13 protein-coding genes are annotated in these 16825 nt (G+C 57.4%); 4 read left to right on the top strand and 9 right to left on the bottom strand.

Going from position 1 to position 16825, the window contains the following annotated elements; all coding sequences use genetic code 11:
* Window positions 1-20 precede the first annotated feature (20 nt).
* Window positions 21-1535: a dGTPase gene (gene dgt / locus ACMWL8_RS09905; protein WP_045259493.1), complete on the bottom strand. Its 1515-nt coding sequence runs from the start codon at window positions 1533-1535 to the stop codon at window positions 21-23.
* Between the two features lie 82 nt (window positions 1536-1617).
* Between dgt and mtnN the strand changes: the two genes are divergently transcribed.
* The 3 genes from mtnN to ACMWL8_RS09920 are packed head-to-tail and all read left to right on the top strand — an operon-like array spanning window position 1618 to window position 3754.
* Window positions 1618-2316, top strand: a complete 699-nt coding sequence (mtnN, locus tag ACMWL8_RS09910; protein WP_028015570.1) for a 5'-methylthioadenosine/S-adenosylhomocysteine nucleosidase — start codon at window positions 1618-1620, stop codon at window positions 2314-2316.
* Window positions 2309-3109 (top strand): vitamin B12 ABC transporter substrate-binding protein BtuF, encoded by an 801-nt coding sequence (btuF, locus tag ACMWL8_RS09915; protein WP_028015569.1) that lies wholly within the window; start codon window positions 2309-2311, stop codon window positions 3107-3109. The genes mtnN and btuF overlap by 8 nt, the downstream gene beginning before the upstream one ends.
* Window positions 3110-3130: 21 nt before the next feature.
* A complete protein-coding gene (locus tag ACMWL8_RS09920) occupies window positions 3131-3754 on the top strand; it encodes a TRIC cation channel family protein (RefSeq protein WP_023616579.1) in 624 nt (207 codons plus the stop codon).
* Window positions 3755-3812: 58 nt separating this feature from the next.
* On the opposite strand, the gene erpA is transcribed toward ACMWL8_RS09920, so the two are convergent.
* Window positions 3813-4157, bottom strand: coding sequence for an iron-sulfur cluster insertion protein ErpA (gene erpA / locus ACMWL8_RS09925; RefSeq protein ID WP_008501923.1), 345 nt, complete (start codon window positions 4155-4157; stop codon window positions 3813-3815).
* 79 nt (window positions 4158-4236) lie between these two features.
* A complete protein-coding gene (clcA, locus tag ACMWL8_RS09930) occupies window positions 4237-5637 on the bottom strand; it encodes a H(+)/Cl(-) exchange transporter ClcA (RefSeq protein WP_045259492.1) in 1401 nt (466 codons plus the stop codon).
* Window positions 5638-5814: 177 nt separating this feature from the next.
* On the opposite strand from clcA, the gene hemL reads away from it, so the two are divergent.
* A complete protein-coding gene (gene hemL / locus ACMWL8_RS09935) occupies window positions 5815-7095 on the top strand; it encodes a glutamate-1-semialdehyde 2,1-aminomutase (RefSeq protein ID WP_028015566.1) in 1281 nt (426 codons plus the stop codon).
* A gap of 44 nt (window positions 7096-7139) precedes the next feature.
* On the opposite strand, the gene fhuB is transcribed toward hemL, so the two are convergent.
* The 6 genes from fhuB to ACMWL8_RS09965 all read right to left on the bottom strand — a co-directional run bounded on the left by fhuB (window position 7140) and on the right by ACMWL8_RS09965 (window position 16807).
* Complete coding sequence (gene fhuB / locus ACMWL8_RS09940; RefSeq protein WP_045259491.1) at window positions 7140-9122, bottom strand: Fe(3+)-hydroxamate ABC transporter permease FhuB; 1983 nt, start codon at window positions 9120-9122, stop codon at window positions 7140-7142.
* Entirely contained in the window at window positions 9119-10009 is an 891-nt protein-coding gene (gene fhuD, locus ACMWL8_RS09945) for a Fe(3+)-hydroxamate ABC transporter substrate-binding protein FhuD (RefSeq protein ID WP_045259490.1), read from the bottom strand. Before fhuD ends, fhuB begins: the two co-directional genes overlap by 4 nt.
* Window positions 10009-10806 carry a Fe3+-hydroxamate ABC transporter ATP-binding protein FhuC gene (fhuC, locus tag ACMWL8_RS09950; RefSeq protein ID WP_028015563.1) on the bottom strand — a complete coding sequence of 266 codons (798 nt, stop codon included), beginning with the start codon at window positions 10804-10806 and terminating at the stop codon, window positions 10009-10011. The genes fhuD and fhuC overlap by 1 nt, the downstream gene beginning before the upstream one ends.
* Before the next feature lie 50 nt (window positions 10807-10856).
* A complete protein-coding gene (gene fhuA, locus ACMWL8_RS09955) occupies window positions 10857-13112 on the bottom strand; it encodes a ferrichrome porin FhuA (RefSeq protein ID WP_045259489.1) in 2256 nt (751 codons plus the stop codon).
* 201 nt (window positions 13113-13313) lie between these two features.
* Window positions 13314-14318, bottom strand: coding sequence for a fimbrial protein (locus ACMWL8_RS09960; RefSeq protein ID WP_082070996.1), 1005 nt, complete (start codon window positions 14316-14318; stop codon window positions 13314-13316).
* Window positions 14319-14326: 8 nt separating this feature from the next.
* Window positions 14327-16807 carry a fimbria/pilus outer membrane usher protein gene (locus ACMWL8_RS09965; protein ID WP_045259488.1) on the bottom strand — a complete coding sequence of 827 codons (2481 nt, stop codon included), beginning with the start codon at window positions 16805-16807 and terminating at the stop codon, window positions 14327-14329.
* Window positions 16808-16825: the final 18 nt, after the last annotated feature.

A 16825-nucleotide genomic window follows, 5' to 3' on the forward strand; every position in this document is an offset into this window, starting at 1 on the left:
TTCTTTACAAAACTCCGGAATTATTCCACGGCCATGAGCTTGCGGTATTCATCCCAGGCATACAAATCGGTCATGCCGCTGATATAGTCCTGGATTAGACGGCAGCGATAATAATATTCCATCACCGGCCATTCCAGAGCGTGGCGATCCAGCTTACCCATCGCTTCGACATACGCCAGCCGATGGCGGGTAGAAAGTTTCTGATAAAGCCGGGATTCGATAGGAATGCATCGCACGCGTTCTTTTTCCACCAGCTCGCTAAACTCCTCGACGGAGAGCTGAAGCAACGGGGAATAAATTTCCAGTAATCCACTAATTACACGGTATCCCTGCAGTTCCAGTTGCTCGACATCAGGATGGCTGAACACATGCCGCATCGCCACATGTTTATAAAGCTCAAGGAGTTGGCTGAAACTGCTGTCATCTTCCAATAGCGCGTGATTGAATTCCCCGCTAAAGATTTGCGGTAAATTATCAATAAAGCGCGAGGCGGCATACGGCACCAGTTTATTTAATGTATTGACCCGCAAATACATAAAGAACTGATCTTCCGTACTGCGGCTCAACGTATTTGAGCGCGATTTTTCCCAGGCATTTTCGACAACCTGGGCAAACAGCGATCCTTTTTCATGGGTTCCCCATGCCGCATAAAGATGCTGATAAAGCTCCTCGACGCTGAATATTCTTTTCTCAACGGCATCTTCCAGGTCAGCCACGCAATAGGAAATATCGTCGGCGGCTTCCATAATCCACGTCAATGGGAATCGGCCGTTTGGCGTCAGGGAAAGTTCTTTACGCAGCCGTTCTATATAGGCCTCTTCGGAAAGGTAATAGCCCGGTTTTTTCATTAAATAGCTGTGGGATGCGGGCGTCACCCCCATCCACCACGCGGGACGCGTATATTTCAAAATGCAGCCAACCTGCGCCCAGGTCAGGTTCATGCGCATCAGGGAGTGCACCAGCCGGATCCCCTGCGCGTTGCCCTCAAAGTGACAGAGATCCTGGCGCACTTTGCGGCGCAGATCGTTCAGCCCTTCTTCGCCTTCACGCAGGCGTAAATCGCGCACGATGCAGCGGTCATCGCTGAGCGGCTGACTTGCCGCATCCGACGGATAAAGCCGTTGTTTAAACCAGTCATTAATAGCCGCCTCGCCAAAATGGCCAAAAGGCGGGTTGCCGATGTCATGCATCAGGCAGGCCATCTCAACGATGCTCTCGAAGGGCCCCGTCAGCTCATCCAGGCCATAGGTTTCCAGTAAACGCTGCTCTTTGAGGCGGCTTAAAATCTCTTTGGCAATATAACGCCCGACCTGCTGCACTTCCATGGAGTGGGTTAAGCGCGTGCGCACCGCGGCGTTACGCTCCAGCGGGAATACCTGGGTCTTTTGCTGCAGACGCCGGATGGCGGGCGAGTTAATAATCCTGCCGCGATCGCTTTCGAAGATGCGCAGGATCTCATGTTCGCTCTTTTCGCCCTGTGGCGAACGGAAACGACGGTGCCAGTTAATTTTGGTACGAAAATCGATTGGTGACATGTGCTCCCCCGCGTGAGAATGCGTTTCCCCTTAACCGCATGATAGACTATGCCTCTTAACAAGGCACATCGCGAGTAAATCTATGAAAATCGGCATTATTGGTGCAATGGAAGAAGAAGTTACGCTCCTGCGTGACAAAATTGAGAACCGTCAGACCCTCTCTCTCGGGGGTTGTGAGATCTACACCGGACAGCTGAACGGTGTTGAGGTGGCTCTGCTGAAATCAGGCATCGGTAAAGTGGCTGCTGCGCTGGGTGCGACCCTGCTGCTTGAGCGCTGCAAGCCGGACGTCATCATTAACACGGGCTCGGCGGGCGGTCTGGCACCGACGCTGAAAGTGGGCGATATCGTTGTCTCCGACGAAGCGCGTTACCACGATGCCGACGTCACCGCGTTCGGCTACGAATACGGCCAGCTTCCGGGGTGCCCGGCAGGGTTTAAAGCTGACGATAAACTGATTGCGGCGGCTGAAGCCTGCATAGCTGAGCTCAACCTCAACGCGGTACGCGGCCTGATTGTCAGCGGTGATGCGTTCATCAATGGCTCCGTCGGTCTGGCGAAAATCCGTCATAACTTCCCGCAGGCGGTTGCCGTAGAGATGGAAGCGACCGCGATTGCGCACGTTTGCCACAATTTCAGCGTACCGTTCGTGGTGGTTCGCGCCATCTCTGACGTGGCAGACCAGCAGTCTCACATCAGCTTCGACGAGTTCCTGGCCGTTGCGGCAAAACAGTCCACCGTGATGGTGGAACGCCTGGTGCAGAACCTGGCGCGTGGCTAAACGGTCTATCAGGGCGCTGGCCGCCCTGCTGCTGCTTGCACCGGCGTGGCTGTTAGCCGCGCCGCGTGTGATTACCCTTTCTCCCGCTAATACCGAACTGGCGTTTGCCGCCGGGATCACCCCCGTTGGCGTCAGCAGCTTTTCAGATTACCCCCCACAGGCGGCCGGCATTGAGCAAGTGGCCACCTGGCAAGGGATGAACCTTGAGCGCATTGTGGCGCTTAAGCCGGATCTCGTGCTGGCCTGGCGCGGCGGTAACGCCGAGCGGCAGGTTAACCAGCTCACCTCGCTTGGCATCAAGGTCATGTGGGTTGACGCGGTAAGTATTGAGCAGGTCGCTCAGGCTCTGCGCGCCCTGGCCCCTTATAGTCCTGCGCCTCAAAAAGCCGAGAGTGCGGCGAACCAGATGCTCAGCGACTATGCTGCGCTGAAAGCCCAATACGATACGCCTGTTAAAAAGCGCATCTTCCTGCAGTTCGGCAGCCAGCCGCTGTTTACCACCGGAAAAGGCTCGATTCAGAACCAGGTGCTGGAAGTGTGCGGCGGTGAAAATATCTTTGCTGCCAGCCGGGTACCGTGGCCTCAGGTGAGCCGTGAGCAGGTGCTGGCGCGCCAGCCGCAGGCCATCGTCGTGGTCGGAAATGCGGGCGAGATTCCTAAAATTAAACAATTCTGGCAGAGCCAGCTAAAAATTCCGGTGATCCCACTCAACGGTGACTGGTTTGAACGCGCCAGCCCGCGTATTATCCTCGCCGCAAAACAGCTCTGTGCCGCCCTGGCAGAGGGTCATTAACATACGTTCGAGGATTTAACGATGCTCGTTTATTGGCTGGATATTCTTGGTACAGCCGTTTTTGCTATCTCCGGCGTCCTGCTCGCCGGAAAACTACGCATGGATCCGTTTGGCGTGCTGGTGCTTGGCGTGGTGACCGCCGTTGGCGGCGGGACAATCCGCGATATGGCGCTGGCAAATGGCCCGGTGTTTTGGGTGAAAGATCCTACCGATCTTGTGGTCGCGATGGTCACCTGTCTGTTAACCATTGTGCTGGTTCGCCAGCCCCGCCGATTACCCAAATGGATATTGCCGGTGCTGGATGCCGTGGGTCTGGCCGTGTTTGTCGGTATTGGCGTCAATAAGGCGTTTAATGCGGGTACCGGCCCGATGGTGGCGATCTGCATGGGCGTGTTAACCGGCGTGGGCGGCGGCATCATTCGCGACATTCTGGCGCGTGAGGTGCCGATGATCCTGCGTACTGAAATTTACGCAACGGCCTGTATTGCGGGCGGCATTGTCCACGCGACCGCGTACTACACGTTTGCAATTCCGCTGGAAAACGCCGCGATGCTGGGGATGGTCGTGACGCTGGTGATACGTTTAGCGGCGATACGCTGGCACCTGAAGCTGCCGACGTTTGCGCTGGATGAAACTTCAAGATAGGCGTCGTTTATAAGCCCGGTGGCGCTTCGCTTACCGGGCCTACAATCCGCATTCAGGCTTAAATGCTGAACGAAGAACCACACCCGCAGGTGCTTGTTGCGTTCGGGTTGGTCACCACAAAACGCGAACCTTCCAGACCTTCGGTGTAATCCACCGAACCGCCCACCAGATACTGCAGGCTCATCGGGTCAACTACCAGCGCGACGCCTTGCTTCTCGATGGTCATATCGCCGTCGTTCACCTGATCGTCAAAGGTAAAACCGTACTGGAAGCCGCTGCAGCCGCCACCGGTAATATAGACACGCAGTTTCAGATCCGGATTGTCTTCGTCGGCAATCAGGGTTTTCACTTTGTTGGCTGCTGCTTCGGTAAACTCCAGCGGCACAGCTACGTCATCACTCATCTTATGCTCCCATGAATACTGCTATTGGGTAAAATTCACCCAATTCTTTTCGTCATTATCTAATACCCTGGTAATTCATTCAAGTATTCTGCGTGGCGGCCCGCTCCGCCTCTTGTTTTGCCAGGGTACGCGCGAGGATGGTGGAGTATAGCGGTTTTCCACCCAGGAATTGGGCTAATAGTGTCGCGCCGAGACAGGTAATGATCATTGGCAAAATGAGCTGGTAATTATCCGTCATCTCCAGCACCAGCACGATGCCGGTTAACGGCGCGCGCAGGGACGCGGCCAGCAGCGCCCCCATCCCGGCCACTGCAAAGGTGCCGGCGTCCAAGTGGTAAGCGGGGAAACCTGCCTCAGCCGCCATACCAAACGCGGTGCCGAGCAGCGTTCCCAGCGCCAGCATCGGGGCAAAAATCCCGCCGGGCGCGCCGGAGGAGAAGCACAGTACCGTCGTAATGACCCTGGAGAAAAACATAAACAGCAGCAAACCCACGCTGAAATTCCCGGCTGCGGCAATGGGAATCAGCCCGAAACCGCCGCCCGCGGCATTCGGTTCGATAAAGCCGAGCACGCCACAAATGCCGCCCAGCAGGCCGCCCATCAGCACCCATTTCGTGGTATTGCCGCCGTGAACGCGCTGGAACATATCCTGAGCGCGTAAGATAAAGGTGTTAAACAGCGGGCCCACCACACCAAAAATCATGCCGAGGATCAGGTATAGCCACAGGGTGTTAACCGGTGCGTTGGTCAGTTTACCGACTTCAATCACCGCCCCTTCGCCATTAAAGATGCGAAAGACGATGCTCGACATAATAACGCCGGTAAACACCGCTTTTATGGAGATCAGGTTGTAGCGGAACTGCGCGCGCATCTCTTCGATGATGAACAAAATACCGGCCAGCGGCGCATTAAACGCCGCAGAAAGCCCCGCCGCTGCACCGGTGGCCAGCAGCGTATGGCGCGCCTCGGCGCTGCGCATGCGGAACAGATCGCCCACCATGCGGCCGACGTTCCCCCCCAGCTGCACCGTTGGCCCTTCCCGGCCGAGCACCATCCCTGCGCCCAGCGTTCCCATGCCGCCAATAAACTTAACCGGGATCACCCGCCACCAGCGCACCGGGCGCAGCTCCTCCAGCGCGCCTTCAATTTCCGGGATGCCAGACCCGCCCGCCTCCGGGGCGAATTTACGCACCAGAAAATACCCCACCATGGCAAACAGCGCAGACAGGCCGAATGCCGCTACCCAGACCAGCCATTCGCGATCGGCAAAACCGGCTACGGTTCCCACTCGCCAGTTGAGTAGGGCATTAACCGCTTTTTCAAACGCCACGCCAACCAGCCCTGCAAGGGTACCCACCACGGCAGCAGCAAGCAGGATCGCCAGCGGCGTTTTATCGCGATTGAGCAGCCGCCGAATGCTGATTCGGTGCTGGACGCGCGTAAACTGTTGTTCTTCGAAAGACGGGGAATCTGATTTCATGTCCTGTTCTTATTCGTCATACAAAAAGCCGCGAAGATTTTACCAGAGACCTTCCCTGCGACGCCTGAAAAATACTTAACAAATCTTAAAGCATTACCCGGCTAAAAATTTCATAACCTTCTGCGGATCACTTAGAATAGTGGGCTTAATCATTTTATACGAACCAGGAACGACGCCATGAGCAAGTCTGAAAACCTCTACAGTGCAGCCCGCGAGCTAATCCCCGGTGGCGTGAACTCGCCAGTACGCGCCTTTACCGGCGTGGGCGGCACGCCGCTGTTTATTGAACGTGCTGACGGCGCGTATCTGTACGATGTCGATGGCAAAGCCTATATCGATTATGTCGGCTCCTGGGGCCCGATGGTGCTGGGGCATAACCACCCGGCCATTCGTAACGCGGTGATTGAAGCCGCGCAGCGCGGCCTGAGCTTCGGTGCGCCGACCGAGATGGAAGTGAAGATGGCGGAGCTGGTCACCGAGCTGGTCCCGACCATGGACATGGTGCGTATGGTTAACTCCGGTACCGAAGCCACCATGAGCGCCATCCGTCTGGCGCGCGGCTTTACAGGTCGCGACAAAATCATCAAATTCGAAGGCTGCTACCACGGCCATGCGGACTGCCTGCTGGTGAAAGCGGGCTCCGGCGCGCTGACCCTCGGCCAGCCAAACTCGCCTGGCGTACCTGCTGATTTCGCGAAGCACACCCTGACCTGCACCTACAACGATCTGAACACCGTTCGCGCGGCGTTCGAACAGTATCCGCAGGAGATCGCCTGCATTATCGTTGAACCGGTTGCGGGCAACATGAACTGCATTCCGCCGCAGCCTGACTTCCTGCCGGGCCTGCGCGCGCTGTGCGATGAGTTCGGCGCGCTGCTGATCATCGATGAAGTGATGACCGGCTTCCGCGTGGCACTTGCGGGCGCCCAGTCTTATTATGAGGTTGAGCCGGACCTGACCTGCCTCGGCAAAATCATCGGCGGCGGCATGCCGGTCGGTGCTTTCGGCGGTCGTAAGGACGTGATGGAAACCCTGGCGCCAACCGGCCCGGTTTACCAGGCGGGCACGCTATCCGGTAACCCAATTGCCATGGCTGCAGGCTTCGCCTGTCTGACCGAAGTGGCGCAGCCGGGTATTCATGAAACCCTGACGGACCGTACCACGCAACTGGCAAACGGTCTGCTGGAAGCCGCAGAAGAAGCGGGAATTCCGCTGGTTGTTAACCACGTGGGCGGCATGTTCGGGATTTTCTTCACCGATGCGAAAACCGTGACCCGCTATCAGGACGTGGTGAAGTGCGACGTTGAGCGCTTCAAGCGCTTCTTCCACCTGATGCTGGAAGAAGGCGTGTACCTGGCACCGTCCGCGTTCGAAGCGGGCTTTATGTCCGTGGCGCACAGCGAAGAAGATATCAATAACACCATCGACGCGGCGCGTAAGGTGTTTGCGAAGCTCTAAGGGCATTGCTAAAACGGCAATCTAAGGATTGCCGTTTATTTTTATTAGCGGCTCTGCTTTCTCAACAGATAAATAAAATACGGCGCGCCGATAAAGGTCGACAGCAGTCCTGCCGGGATCTGATACGGGAACAGCACCATCCTTCCACACCAGTCGGCAAACACCAGAATGACCCCGCCCGTCAGGGCCGACATCACAATATGTGGCATCGTCCGTCGGAAACCCATCATTCTGGCGATATGCGGCGCCATCAACCCTACAAAGCTTAGTGGACCGATGGTCATGGTGGCGGTTGCCGTCAGACACGCCGCCAGCAGAAGAAGCGCGACGCGCGTTGGCGTCAGCGCTAAGCCAACCGCACGCGCGGTTTCGCCCCCCAGCGGCAGAATGGTCATCCAGCGACGGCACAGCGGTACCATCGCCAGCAGCACGATCATAACGCTTCCTGACCAGGCAACCTGGCTGGAGGTGGCGTTGTACGTTGAGCCGGAAATCCAGGTCAGGATCTTCGCCATGCGCGGATCGCCGCTCGCCTGCAGCATCATCAGCAGCATAGTAAAGGCGGTGCTGAGCGCCATACCAGCCAGCAGCATGCGGTGTGGAGAAAATCCGCCGCGGCCAGAGGCAACCAGAATAATCATCAGCGTGGCCGCCGCACCGATACTCCCGGCAGGCATCAGCCAGCCAAACGCATTGCCCGGCACCAGGAAGAGCATCAGCACCACGCCAAAGGCCGCGCCGGAGCTGATCCCCAGCACTTCAGGGCTTGCCATCGGGTTACCGGTCAGACGCTGAATAATACAGCCCGCCACCGCCAGCATCACCCCGGCAATCAGCGCGGAGAGAATACGCGGCCAGCGCCACTGCAGCAGTTCGTTGAGTAAGTCTCCCGTTGCCCAGTGCCAGCCTGCGGCATCGCGCCCAAACGCGAGGGCGGCAAACGAGGCGATAAACAACACCGCCAGACCGGCAAGGCTGAACCACAGCACCGACTGACGTTCAGCGTAGACCTTATCGCCCGCGTCCATCGCTGGGGCGCTGATGCTGCGCAGGCGCGGGAGCAGCCACAGCAGCAGCGGCGCCCCAATAAGCGCCGTTGCCGACCCGGTAGATACTTCCATCCAGGCGCGCGCCAGCCAGATAATGATCTGATCGGAAAGCCAGAGGATCAGCGCCCCGATCAGCGGCGCCAGCAGCAGACGTGCCAGAAGGCGACGCGCCCCGAGCATTTTCGCCAGCAGCGGCGCAAAGAGGCCGATAAACCCGATGATGCCAACCGCGTTAACCAGCAGAGCGCTTAACACAATCGCCAGCGTGAGCGCCGCCAGACGAGCCAGCGACAGCGCCAGCCCCAGGTTGCGCGCCACGCCATCATCCAGCCCCATTAGAGTGAGCGGGCGCAGCAGCAGCAGCGTGAGCACCACGCCGCCAAACAATTGTGGCCACAGGCGCTGGACGATACTCCAGTCGGTCTGGGTGAGCGTGCCGGTGCTCCACATAAACATGCTTTGCAGCTGGTCGTGGTGAAACAGCACCAGCAGCTGGTTGATCGCGCCGCAGTAGAGGCTGACGACCAGCCCGGCGAGGATCAGCGTGACCGGCGAGAGACGTTTTCCCCAGGCCACGCCAAAGACCAGCGCGCCCACGACGCAGGCACCTGCCAGCGCGGCAAACTGCGAGGTTAATGCCCCCGGCAGCGTCCAGAGGGTGGTGATGGTGATCCCCAGCTGTGCACCCGTCGCCACGCCCAACGTGGTTGGCTCCGCCAGCGGGTTACGTAGCACCTGCTGGAACAGCACGCCCACCAGTCCCAGCCCCGCCCCGACCAGCAGGGAGATGCTAAGACGCGGCAGCAGGCTGTAGTGGAACAACATCTGCTGAATATTGTCGATATCCGGAGCGGCAAACGCGGCCGCCCACTGCTCGCGCGGCAGTGCCGTGGAGAGGTTGAACCCGGTTAGCGCCAGCGCCGCCAGAAAAATCAGCCCCAGCAGCAGCGCCGGGAAACGGGCAATACGCGTACTCATGCTTTGCCCCCCATCACGTTGTCCAGCACGCGGGCAAAGTGCATTGCCGACAGCGTCGCGCCGTAAAACCATACCGCAGGGGCGCGCAGGAAGCGCTGCTCGCGCACGAACGGCATCGCCTGCCAGAGCGGGGTCGCCATCAGGGTTTGCATTTCACGCTCGTTGCCGTGGTCAAAGCACAGCACGTCGACGTTGCGAAACGCCGCCAGGCGGTCGATGCCCACGGCGGTGCTTCCCCAGAACGTCATCTCGCCTTCCCAGGCATTGCGAATGCCGAAGCTGTCGAGCACTTCCTGGAACAGGCAGTTCTTTCCAAAGACCAGCATATGGCGGGCATCCAGCAGCGTCACCATCAGCAAAGGCCGATCGCCACGGCGGGCAAAGCGCGGCTTAAGGGACTCAATCAGCGCATCAAACTCATCGAGATGCTGTTTTGCTTCCGCTTCCCGGTTGAGGAACTGGGCCATCTCGTGGATAGAATTTTTTGCCATGGTCAGCGGCTTTTTACCGTCGCTAAAGGAAAAGCCTCGTCCCGGCGCAATCTTCGCCATGATCTCTTCCGACGGGCCATACCCCGCAGACCAGAATAAATAAGACGGTTTCATCTGCGTGAGAAGCTCAAGGTTTGGCTCCGTGCGCAGACCGATGTCGATGACCGAGTCCGGCAGTTTTGGCTCATTCACCCACAGGGTGTAGTTGGGAATGTCGGCCACGCCGTAGGGCGTGATACCCAGGGCCATCATCAGCTCGACGGGTAACCACTCCAGCGCCACGATGCGGTGCGGATCGATAGCGGCGGCGCGGGCCGGGGCCATCTTCAACAGCAGCGGCGAGAGCGCCATCGCCGTCAGCAGGCGACGGCGGCTAATGTATGTTGAATCCAGCATCAGTAGACAAAGCTCACGGGAGCAGCCCCGGCCGGGTGAGGCAAAATACCCATAGGAATACCGTAAATATGTTCCAGCGTTTCACTGCGCATCAGCTCAGACGGCGTGCCCTGAGCGATCATTTCACCGCCGCGCAGCGCGACGAGGTAGTCACAGTAGCGCGCCGCCATGTTGATATCGTGCAGGACAGCGATCACCGTCAGGCCGCGCTGCTGGCTTAAGCGATGCACCAGCGCCAGCACGTCGACCTGATGGGCGATATCCAGCGCCGAGGTCGGTTCATCCAGCAGCAAGCAGCGGCTGTCCTGCGCCACCAGCATCGCAATCCACGCCCGCTGACGTTCACCGCCGGACAGACTATCCACCAGGCGATGCGCCAGCGGTTTTAGCCCTACCAGCGCAATCGCCTCTTCTACTTTCTCCCGGTCGGCGACGCCGAAGCGGCCAAGCGCCCCGTGCCACGGATAGCGGCCAATCGCTACCAGCTCACGCACCGTCATCCCTTCCGCCTGCGGCAGCTGCTGCGGCAAGTAGGCCACCTTGCGGGCAAAGGCTTTACTGCTCCAGCCCTCCAGCGGCCGATCGTCCAGCAGAATATCCCCTTCAGAAGGTGGCTGGTGGCGTCCCAGCATCTTGAGCAGCGTGGATTTACCGGAACCATTGTGGCCAATCAGGCCCGTCACTTTACCGGCAGGGAACGTCAGAGAGAGCGGATGCAGCAGGGTGCGCCCGGGTACGCGAAAGGAGAGATTATTGAGCGTAAAGGTGGTGTCGGATTGCGTTTTATTATCCTGCATGTCAGCCAACTTAAATAAAAAGGGCACGGCGAACCGTGCCCATAAAGAGGTTAGAAGCGGAAGGTCGCGGTGGCGACAACCTGGCGTTCAGCACCCCAGAAGCAACCGTAGGTGTTGAAGCAGCTGGCAACGTACTCACGATCGAACAGGTTGTTCACGTGAAGCGCGACGTTTGATCCGGCCATGCCGACACGCGCCAGATCGTATCGGACCAGTGCATCAACCAGTGTATAGCTTCCAACAGTGAAGCTATTCGCCGGGTCACCTTTGCTGGAGCCGGTATAACGCACGCCGGTACCCAGCGTCAGGCCAGACAGTGGGCCATCAAACATCGTGTAATCACCCCACAGGGATGCCATATGTTTTGGCACCTGCGCCGGCGTGTTGCCTTTGTAGTTGGTGTCGGTGGTGTATTCCGCATCGGTATAGGTATAAGAACCGACAACGTTCACGCTGGCAGATAACGCCGCTTTGGCTTCCAGCTCTACGCCACGGGCGCGGATCTCGCCGCCTTCAACGGAGAAGGGTGAGCCAGTTGGGTCAGCCATCAGGTTGTTGGTTTTGGTCAGCTGATATACCGCACCGGTGATCACGATCGGACGATCGTTAGGCACGTATTTCACGCCCGCTTCGTACTGTTTGCCTTTAGACGGTGAGAATGGTTTACCTTGAGCGTCGGTCAGGGAAGCCGGTTCAAAGGATTCGCTGTAGCTGAAATAAGGAGTTACCCCGTTGTCGAACAGGTAGTTAACGCCGCCACGCCAGGTGAACTGAGTATCATCACGCTTGGCGGTGGTATTTAATACGCGGTTGTAGGACTCCTGATCGGCCCAATCGTAACGGCCGCCCAGTGTCACCAGCACTTTATCCCATTCGATCTGATCCTGAGCGTAAACGCCGGTCTGCTTCTGCTTGTTCAGCACCTGGTAAGCACCAGACGGTCCAGGGTGTGAACCGAAATCGAAATCGCCACGATCGAGATCGTAAATATCGGATGGCGCAACGGAGCCGGCGTAGCCGAACCAGGAGTTAATGTCATTACGCATGCGCATGAAATCAACGCCTGTCAACAGAGTATGGTCGAGAGCCCCCGTCGCGAACTTGCTCTGAAGCTGCGTATCAACGGTGAAGTTTTGCAGCTTCTCGTCATCGATCACATACTGGCGAGTCAGCGTATGCCCCCATTGTGACTGAGGAATGCTCGCGCAAGGGCTGGATGCCGGATTACTCGAATAGAGCGGATCGGAACACATGCCGTAGCCGTAAACGCTGTTTTGCGAGGTTTTGTTCTCGGCAAAGCGCAGATTCTGACGCACGGTGAAAGTATCGTTGAATTCGTGGTCGAAGCTGTATCCCACCATTTTCTGGTTACGGGAATAGGTGTTGTTCTTCGCGCCTTCATTGAAGTTAGTCGGCAGACGATCGCCGTTTGGCAGCGGGTCAACCGTCCCCTCTTTTGGCAGCCAGCCGTAGTAGCCCGTTTCAGGCTCGTTCTGGAAGTAGGAGAGGAACGTGAAGGTGGTTTTGTCATCCGGACGCCAGGAGAAGGATGGCGCGATGGCATAACGCTGCTCGCCCTTATCTTCCTGCTGCGAATTGTTCGAGCGCGCAACGCCCGTCAGGCGGTATGAATAGACACCGTCATCGTCGATCGCATCGCTGAAGTCAAAGCCTGTCTGGAACAGGCTGTCGGTACCCACTTTAAACTGGATCTCTTTCAGCGGCTCGGTTGTTGGGCGCTTACTTACCATATTCAGCAGGCCGCCTGGGCTGCTTTTACCGTACAGAACGGAAACCGGACCGCGCATGATTTCGGCGCGCTCCAGCATGTACGGGTCAATTACCGCGTCGTTGTAGAAGTTCCCCTGCATTTTCATGCCGTCGAGGTAGTTATTTTGGCTCTGGCCATCGGCCGCGAAACCGCGAATAACCAGGTAGTCGTAAGTATTGGAAGCACCACGGGTGCCTACTGCAACGCCCGGGGTATAGCTCAGAGCTTCTTTAACGGAACGTGGCTGATGCAGCGCCATCTCTTCGGCCGTTACCACAGAAATAGACTGTGGAACCTTTTGAATTGGGGTGTCTGTTTTGGTACCGGTCGCAGATTGGCGAGCGGCGATAGTCGCAGCAGGTCCCCAGGCACTCTCCTGTGCAGCAGGTGCAGCGGTAACGGTAATAGTATCTTCTTTTTTCGGGGTTTCGGCAGCGTGAGCAAATGCAGACATGCCGGCAACCGCTGTGGCTACGACAACCGCGACTTTACGCAGCGACGTGTTAATTGGCTGAGCAGTATTGGAAAGCGCCATGTTTATCTCTGATGGAAAAGTGAATGATAACGTAAACGAGAATTATTATTATGACCGCAGAATAATATGCGAAACGCTGGTTGCATAGCAAGCAGTAAGCGGCCCTACAAGATTTAAGGGTTTAAGAATTAACCAGATGAAAAGAGAGGGTTAACGAAGTTAGTGAAATGATCCTTAGCCCGCCAGAGCGGGCAGGATGAATCAACGGTAAAAGAGCTCGAACGTCGCGACAGAATCGACTTTGCCGGCTTTTATCTCCCCCGTCCTGACGTAGCGAGCCTTGAGTGGGATCTCGACAGGAACGTTGTCCTGCGTGCCGGTTATCGCCGTATAGTTCCGATCGAACTGCAGTACAGTATCATTCTGGTCAAGGATCTGAATGCCGACGCCTTCAGCGGCGGAATCTCCGGAGGCGATCCCCAAAATATTGCCGTTCGTGACGCCCGTTGATCCCGCGCTGGTAAACTGATAATCCACCTTTGTGCCTGCCGCGCAGTCGGTGATCTCAATCTTAAAGCTGCCGTCCGTGAGGATGTCAGAGTATTGGCCGCTAAAGTCCTGGGTATTGACCGTTTTCAGCGGCACATAGATGTTGCGATTGACCAGGTTACAGGTGTTTGTGGTGATGCGAATAGTGGTGGGAGAGAAGCGCATTTCACCGATCGGCGCGTTGCCCATGATATCCATTGAGGTTAACCGTGAGGTATCAAGATCGCCCTCCTGGATAGCGCCCGTGACGACCAGCTGGGCAGCGGCGCGGAATACAGATGTACTTGTCGAATAGCCATGGATCGATCCCACAAAGTGCATGGGCCGGACAATATCCTGCTCAGTGTAACCGGGAAACCGTTCGGTTGACGACGCCGCGCGGATGCCAATACCCGGCACGTTAGTCTGATAAACTCCGCTCATCACATCTTCGCGCGCATCTGCCGCCGTGAGATACAAATATCCGCGACGAATTTGCGCGTCACCGCTACAATCCACCGTCACCGCTTTACTCTCGACGCTGGCGTCATAAAGCACGGTGCCGACGGGCGTGTCGGGGGCGACAATAATGACCGGGGGAAGCTGAAACGTCACCACGGCATCCGCGTCAGCGCTGCCGTTGAAGGTACAATCTGCCCGGGCTGAATGGCAAAATGCCCCTGCCAGCACAAGCATTACCGGTGGCAGGAATGTGTTAACGATACGACGTAGGTTCATGAGATACCTCAGTTAAGGCAGTTGACCGTGGCTTTCACGATCCCTGCCGCGCTGTGCGAGGGAAGATCCAGCGTCCCGTGACACTGCCGATCGCGCTCTTCTCCCCACTGCACGCTAAACGTTGTTTTGCCGGACAGCCCGGTCAGGTAAACCTCACCGTCATCACCCACGATGGCCGTGGTGTTATCCAGCGCCACCACGGCACCAAACGGCACGGGCTTACCCGCATAGAGCAGGGTCACCAGCGCTCGCCGCCCCACGCGCGCGTCGAACGTGGCCGGCACTGCCGCCCCTTTCGTCGGCACGAGATCCAGCGTTGCCGCGTCGATATCAATATCTTCCCGATCCTGCGTATTCACGGTGATGACGTTGTGCCGGTAGGCCGTCAGAGAAGGAACGATCGCGTTACCAAAACGGTCCGTCGTGATGCCACGTCCGTTCTGCACTTTGACGTTATCACCATCTTTAATGTGCACAATGGCGAAGGCGTCGCGTACGGGCTGCCCCAGCGTCACGCCATGTTCGTGGGCCACAATCGATCCTTGAGCGCTGTAGTTCCATTGCCGGTTATCGCCACCGTAGCTGTACCCCATGCCGACCTCGCCGGAAGCCCCCCGGTAACGACCGGAGAGGCTGCCGCCGTAGCCCGTATTCTGATTGGCATAGCTCTGCTGAAGGTTGTAGCTCAGCTTATTGTCCTCCAGCGCGGTACCGCCGAGCCCGACCTGATGCGAGACAAATCCGCCACTGGAGGTATTAGCACTGTAGGTTGCCCAGGAATTCGGCAGCCACTTTGATAACGGAATGTTGACCGTCAACGCCATTTGCCGGTCGGTATCGGCATCTGGCGTGCGGGTCAGGTTGTAGCTTATCGACCAGGTGATGTCGCGCCAGCTGGAGCTGAACCCCGCGCTGACGCTGCGCTCATGGCCGTCCATATCCCAGTAGTCCTGCTGATAGCCGTTAAGATAGGCCGAGCCCCAGTCAGAAACCCGCTGGGAAAGGTTGAGCTGCATGCGGCTACGGCGGTTATTAGTTCTGCGGTAGGTATAAATGCCGTCATCGATTTCGCTGTCACGCTGATCGATAGCTTCCTGAAAGGTATAGAACCCCGATGTGGAGTAGCGATAGCTGGCAAGCGTGACGGTGGTATCCGTATCGGGAATATCTTTTGAATACTGCGCCCGCCAGGATAAACCGCTGGCATCGTCACGCCCGTCATCAAACGCGGTACGCGCGGCCGTGAGGTCGACAGAGGCGGAGCCGAAATGCCCCAGATCGGCACCGAGCCCCAGCAGCAGCGCGTGATACAGTGATGCCCCCAGCGCGCCGGTATACGCCGTGACACCGTAAGGCAGACCATAGATGGCCGTGCCTTGCGCAAAGGTGGGTTCGTCTTCACCTTCATTACCGCGATAGCGCCCTGCGGCCAGCGAATACTTAAAGCCGCCTTCCCGCTGCAGCACCGGCACCGACGCGCTGGCCTGGATGAAGCTATGCTCGCTGCCGTCCGCCTCTTCGACGGTCACTTCCAGATCGGCTCCGGATGTGACCTGGCTTAAATCGCGGATCTCGAACGGCCCCGGCGAGACGTTTGTCTGATAGATGGTGTAGCCGTTTTGCTTGATAGTGACTTTCGCATCGCTATTGGCAATACCGCGTACGACGGGGGCAAAGCCCTGCTGACTAACAGGCAGCATAGAAGTATCCGTTTCCAGCTTCACGCCGGTCATCTGGACGCTGTCAAAAAGTTCACCATTGGTATATGTCTGACCAATCTCAAGCTGGCTTTTCAGCGTTTTGATGTCGCGTTGTAACGTGCTGGCAATGGCCTCCCAGCCGGAAGCGTCGCTCCAGGTGCTGTTATTCCGCAGCCGCCACGCCCCAAGGTTAATCCCCGACTCCAGGCCAAGCCAGGTCGACGAGGTTTTGCCCGAACTGTAGTGCTGCTGAGAACCGCTGAGTTGATAGCTTGTCCAGGCGGCAGGCGCGCCGTCATCCCAGAATTTTGGATGTATCGCGCCAGCGGCAGCATGGTCGCGATACGCTTGCGGGATGACCAGCTTCAGGGTCTGGTCATCCTGATTGTATTCGTAACGGGCATTTTCAATGAAATGGGAGATATCGCGGACGTAAGCGCCGTCATCCAGATCTTTTAAGTCCGGGATCGTGTCGACTTTCACGCCGTAATCGCGCAGATCCGCTTTCGTCAGCTCCGGCAGCAGGCGCTGTTTATCGTCAGACAGCACGAAAGCGATGGGACGTTTATCCACAACGTCCCGATCCCACATAACAGTCGTAAGGTAGCTTCCGGCAAGTAGCCCATTATCGTTAATGAAGTTTTTTAATGTAGAGGTATTTTCGAGGGGCGTATCCAGCTCAAGGATCCGCAGGTTAAATTCGTCATCAGCACTTGCAGGCTGGATCGCGGCGAGCAGCGTCAGCGCGATTCCGTACAGTACCTGTTTGTGAAGCAGAGATGACGACATAAAACACCAACATGATGA

Source organism: Enterobacter sp. 04-C-12-SI-ECC (genome assembly GCF_047530715.1).
Lineage (GTDB): Bacteria > Pseudomonadota > Gammaproteobacteria > Enterobacterales > Enterobacteriaceae > Enterobacter > Enterobacter bugandensis.